Source organism: Variovorax ginsengisoli (assembly GCF_030811835.1).
In the GTDB taxonomy this organism is placed as follows: domain Bacteria; phylum Pseudomonadota; class Gammaproteobacteria; order Burkholderiales; family Burkholderiaceae_C; genus Variovorax; species Variovorax ginsengisoli_C.
Map to the genome: position 1 here is coordinate 1 of NZ_JAUSRO010000031.1, position 5,759 is coordinate 5,759.

The window sequence follows — 5,759 nt, forward strand, 5'->3', positions numbered from 1 at the left end:
GTTGTGCTGAGTGAGTGGAGGGTGAAAAAAGTCTTCGAAGGCTTGCAGGTTTTGCAAAAAGCGTGTGATAATCGAAGGCTTCGCAGAAAGCGAAACGCGGTTTGATTCAGGAATTGAATTGAGGTGTGTTTCGAAAGAAAGCGAAAAAAAGTTTGACGATTTAGAAAAAATCGTGCTAGAATTTAAGGCTTCGCTGATCACAGCAAGCAGCGTAAAGATAGGTTCGAAAGAGTTTGTTTTTGCGGCGTTCGTTAAAAATATACAGCCGATAAGCGTGGGCGTTTGAAGGTAATTGCCAAGTTCTTCGGAACAAGTCGCAAGACTTTAAACGCTCATGAGAAATAGAAGTGAAGTTCACTTTAATTCTTTTTTTATGAGTTTTGCTCAACCGCGAGGTTGGGCGCAAATCAAGATCGAACTATAGAGTTTGATCCTGGCTCAGATTGAACGCTGGCGGCATGCCTTACACATGCAAGTCGAACGGCAGCACGGGAGCAATCCTGGTGGCGAGTGGCGAACGGGTGAGTAATACATCGGAACGTGCCCAATCGTGGGGGATAACGCAGCGAAAGCTGTGCTAATACCGCATAAGATCTACGGATGAAAGCAGGGGATCGCAAGACCTTGCGCGAATGGAGCGGCCGATGGCAGATTAGGTAGTTGGTGAGGTAAAGGCTCACCAAGCCTTCGATCTGTAGCTGGTCTGAGAGGACGACCAGCCACACTGGGACTGAGACACGGCCCAGACTCCTACGGGAGGCAGCAGTGGGGAATTTTGGACAATGGGCGAAAGCCTGATCCAGCCATGCCGCGTGCAGGATGAAGGCCTTCGGGTTGTAAACTGCTTTTGTACGGAACGAAAAGGTTCTTTCTAATAAAGAGGGCCCATGACGGTACCGTAAGAATAAGCACCGGCTAACTACGTGCCAGCAGCCGCGGTAATACGTAGGGTGCAAGCGTTAATCGGAATTACTGGGCGTAAAGCGTGCGCAGGCGGTTATGTAAGACAGTTGTGAAATCCCCGGGCTCAACCTGGGAACTGCATCTGTGACTGCATAGCTAGAGTACGGTAGAGGGGGATGGAATTCCGCGTGTAGCAGTGAAATGCGTAGATATGCGGAGGAACACCGATGGCGAAGGCAATCCCCTGGACCTGTACTGACGCTCATGCACGAAAGCGTGGGGAGCAAACAGGATTAGATACCCTGGTAGTCCACGCCCTAAACGATGTCAACTGGTTGTTGGGTCTTCACTGACTCAGTAACGAAGCTAACGCGTGAAGTTGACCGCCTGGGGAGTACGGCCGCAAGGTTGAAACTCAAAGGAATTGACGGGGACCCGCACAAGCGGTGGATGATGTGGTTTAATTCGATGCAACGCGAAAAACCTTACCCACCTTTGACATGTACGGAATTTGCCAGAGATGGCTTAGTGCTCGAAAGAGAACCGTAACACAGGTGCTGCATGGCTGTCGTCAGCTCGTGTCGTGAGATGTTGGGTTAAGTCCCGCAACGAGCGCAACCCTTGTCATTAGTTGCTACATTCAGTTGGGCACTCTAATGAGACTGCCGGTGACAAACCGGAGGAAGGTGGGGATGACGTCAAGTCCTCATGGCCCTTATAGGTGGGGCTACACACGTCATACAATGGCTGGTACAAAGGGTTGCCAACCCGCGAGGGGGAGCTAATCCCATAAAACCAGTCGTAGTCCGGATCGCAGTCTGCAACTCGACTGCGTGAAGTCGGAATCGCTAGTAATCGTGGATCAGAATGTCACGGTGAATACGTTCCCGGGTCTTGTACACACCGCCCGTCACACCATGGGAGCGGGTTCTGCCAGAAGTAGTTAGCCTAACCGTAAGGAGGGCGATTACCACGGCAGGGTTCGTGACTGGGGTGAAGTCGTAACAAGGTAGCCGTATCGGAAGGTGCGGCTGGATCACCTCCTTTCTGGAAACAGCAATTTAATTTAAACGTCCACACTTATCGGTTGTTGGAAGGCAGTCGCCGGCGACTGTGCTGAGCGAAAGCTTGGTGCGGGGAGCGAGCGACCGACTTGGGTCTGTAGCTCAGTTGGTTAGAGCACCGTCTTGATAAGGCGGGGGTCGTTGGTTCGAATCCAACCCGACCCACCAATTCATCCAATGCCAAAGTATTTGGGGGGTGTAGCTCAGCTGGGAGAGCGGCTGCTTTGCAAGCAGTAGGTAGCGGGTTCGAGTCCTGTCACCTCCACCAATTCTTTTCGACGACGTTAAACTGTCAACACCAAAGCGGCTTCGCGAGAGGCTGTTTTGTTGTTGATCAAGATCTCTTGATCAATCGGCTGTTCTTTAAAAATTCATAGAGTCGAATCAGCGCTGCTGATGGAAACTGCACATTCGTAAAGGTTTAGTGCAGACCGTGCCATCAGCAGCATAGAATTTTTGATTGCGTCAAAAGAAACTTCAATTTCGAGTCAAATCGAAAGTTGAAAGTACGGCATAACGCGTCAGGTGAGAGACCTGACATATTCCTTGAAATGATTTTGTGGTTTTGCTGGAGGAATCTGGTGAGACGTCAAAGTTATAGGGTCAAGTGAATAAGAGCACGTGGTGGATGCCTTGGCGATGATAGGCGACGAAGGACGTGATAGCCTGCGATAAGCTTCGGGGAGCTGGCAAATTAGCTTTGATCCGGAGATTTCCGAATGGGGAAACCCACCGAAAGGTATCGCATGATGAATACATAGTCATGCGAGGCGAACCGGGTGAACTGAAACATCTCAGTAGCTCGAGGAAAAGACATCAACCGAGATTCCGAAAGTAGTGGCGAGCGAAATCGGAGAAGCCTGTTAGTGATAGCACGACTCTTAACGGAACAGTTTGGAAAGACTGGCCATAGCGGGTGATAGCCCCGTACGTGAAAAGAGACGTGTGGTACTGAGCTAACGACAAGTAGGGCGGGACACGAGAAATCCTGTCTGAATATGGGGGGACCATCCTCCAAGGCTAAATACTCATCATCGACCGATAGTGAACTAGTACCGTGAGGGAAAGGCGAAAAGAACCCCGGGAGGGGAGTGAAATAGATCCTGAAACCGCGTGCTTACAAAAAGTAGGAGCCTCGAAAGGGGTGACTGCGTACCTTTTGTATAATGGGTCAGCGACTTACATTCAGTGGCAAGGTTAACCGAATAGGGAAGCCGTAGAGAAATCGAGTCCGAATAGGGCGATAGTCGCTGGGTGTAGACCCGAAACCAAGTGATCTATCCATGGCCAGGATGAAGGTGCCGTAACAGGTACTGGAGGTCCGAACCGACTAGTGTTGCAAAACTAGCGGATGAGCTGTGGATAGGGGTGAAAGGCTAAACAAACTTGGAAATAGCTGGTTCTCTCCGAAAACTATTTAGGTAGTGCCTCAAGTATTACCATCGGGGGTAGAGCACTGTTTTGGCTAGGGGGTCATGGCGACTTACCAAACCAAGGCAAACTCCGAATACCGATGAGTACAGCTTGGGAGACAGAGCACCGGGTGCTAACGTCCGGACTCAAGAGGGAAACAACCCAGACCGCCAGCTAAGGTCCCTAAAATTGGCTAAGTGGGAAACGAAGTGGGAAGGCTAAAACAGTCAGGATGTTGGCTTAGAAGCAGCCATCATTTAAAGAAAGCGTAATAGCTCACTGATCGAGTCGTCCTGCGCGGAAGATGTAACGGGGCTAAGCCAGTTACCGAAGCTGCGGATTTGCAATTTATTGCAAGTGGTAGGAGAGCGTTCTGTAAGCCTGTGAAGGTGCGTTGTAAAGCGTGCTGGAGGTATCAGAAGTGCGAATGCTGACATGAGTAGCGTTAAAGGGGGTGAAAAGCCCCCTCGCCGTAAGCGCAAGGTTTTCTACGCAACGTTCATCGGCGTAGAGTGAGTCGGCCCCTAAGGCGAGGCAGAGATGCGTAGCTGATGGGAAACAGGTCAATATTCCTGTACCGATTGTTAGTGCGATGTGGGGACGGATCTTAATAGGTTATCCGACTGTTGGATATGTCGGTTTAGATGGATGTAGGCGTGCATTAGGCAAATCCGGTGCACATATACCGAGGCCATTGATCGAGCGGGCTTGCCCGTGAAGTAACTGAACGAGGTTCCAGGAAAAGCCACTAAGCTTCAGCTAACAACGACCGTACCGCAAACCGACACTGGTGCGCGAGATGAGTATTCTAAGGCGCTTGAGAGAACTCAGGAGAAGGAACTCGGCAAATTGACACCGTAACTTCGGAAGAAGGTGTGCCCTATTAGTGTGTAGTGAACAACGAAGCATGAATGGGTTGCAAAAAATCGGTGGCTGCGACTGTTTATTAAAAACACAGCACTCTGCAAACACGAAAGTGGACGTATAGGGTGTGACGCCTGCCCGGTGCTGGAAGATTAAATGATGGGGTGCAAGCTCTTGATTGAAGTCCCAGTAAACGGCGGCCGTAACTATAACGGTCCTAAGGTAGCGAAATTCCTTGTCGGGTAAGTTCCGACCTGCACGAATGGCGTAACGATGGCCACACTGTCTCCTCCTGAGACTCAGCGAAGTTGAAATGTTTGTGATGATGCAATCTCCCCGCGGAAAGACGGAAAGACCCCATGAACCTTTACTGTAGCTTTGTATTGGACTTTGAACAGATCTGTGTAGGATAGGTGGGAGGCTTTGAAGCAGGGTCGCTAGATCTTGTGGAGCCAACGTTGAAATACCACCCTGGTGTGTTTGAGGTTCTAACCTAGGTCCATTATCTGGATCGGGGACAGTGCATGGTAGGCAGTTTGACTGGGGCGGTCTCCTCCCAAAGCGTAACGGAGGAGTTCGAAGGTACGCTAGTTACGGTCGGACATCGTGACGATAGTGCAATGGCATAAGCGTGCTTAACTGCGAGACTGACAAGTCGAGCAGATGCGAAAGCAGGACATAGTGATCCGGTGGTTCTGTATGGAAGGGCCATCGCTCAACGGATAAAAGGTACTCTGGGGATAACAGGCTGATACCGCCCAAGAGTTCATATCGACGGCGGTGTTTGGCACCTCGATGTCGGCTCATCTCATCCTGGGGCTGTAGCCGGTCCCAAGGGTATGGCTGTTCGCCATTTAAAGAGGTACGTGAGCTGGGTTTAAAACGTCGTGAGACAGTTTGGTCCCTATCTTCCGTGGGCGCTGCAGATTTGAGGAAGCCTGCTCCTAGTACGAGAGGACCGGAGTGGACACACCTCTGGTGTATCGGTTGTCACGCCAGTGGCATTGCCGAGTAGCTAAGTGTGGAAGAGATAACCGCTGAAAGCATCTAAGCGGGAAACTCGTTTCAAGATGAGATCTGCCGGGGCCTTGAGCCCCCTGAAGAGTCGTTCAAGACCAGGACGTTGATAGGTCAGGTGTGGAAGCGCAGTAATGCGTTAAGCTAACTGATACTAATTGCTCGTGCGGCTTGACCCTATAACTTTGATCAGACCGAAAGGTCTCGAATACATGATCAAGGTGTTATGCCAAGTTGACGCATTCAAAATCATTCGCCAAAAGCTGATTCCAAACTCTATGAATTCGTTGTGTTGATCCAAAATCAGCATGACTACCCTTTATGCCTGATGACCATAGCGAGTTGGTCCCACTCCTTCCCATCCCGAACAGGACAGTGAAACGACTCAGCGCCGATGATAGTGCGGGTTCCCGTGTGAAAGTAGGTCATCGTCAGGCTCTTACAGCCCAGTCTGCCCCCGCTTGTTTATTCAAGCGGGGGCTTTCTGCTTTCTGGGAA

The 5,759-nt window shown here is 50.5% G+C and carries 1 protein-coding gene, 2 tRNA genes and 3 rRNA genes; 5 read left to right on the forward strand and 1 reads right to left on the reverse strand.

The features are described 5' to 3' along the window. Positions 1-201 (reverse strand): hypothetical protein (locus J2W36_RS26410; protein WP_307692767.1); only part of this gene is annotated, 201 nt, incomplete at its 3' end. A gap of 214 nt (positions 202-415) precedes the next feature. Here J2W36_RS26410 and J2W36_RS26415 point away from each other — a divergent pair. The 5 genes from J2W36_RS26415 (at position 416) to rrf (ending at position 5,698) form a co-directional block, all read left to right on the forward strand. Further along, positions 416-1,950: ribosomal RNA gene (locus J2W36_RS26415) — 16S ribosomal RNA — on the forward strand. Positions 1,951-2,058: 108 nt separating this feature from the next. Further along, a tRNA-Ile gene (locus J2W36_RS26420) sits at positions 2,059-2,135 on the forward strand. Between the two features lie 24 nt (positions 2,136-2,159). Further along, positions 2,160-2,235: transfer RNA gene (locus J2W36_RS26425), tRNA-Ala, on the forward strand. A 333-nt stretch (positions 2,236-2,568) separates the two neighbouring features. Then, positions 2,569-5,440, forward strand: a 23S ribosomal RNA gene (locus J2W36_RS26430). A gap of 145 nt (positions 5,441-5,585) precedes the next feature. Then, positions 5,586-5,698 (forward strand): 5S ribosomal RNA (gene rrf / locus J2W36_RS26435). Together the 16S, 23S and 5S rRNA genes with 2 tRNA genes alongside form the textbook arrangement of a ribosomal RNA operon. The last annotated feature ends 61 nt before the right edge of the window (positions 5,699-5,759 follow it).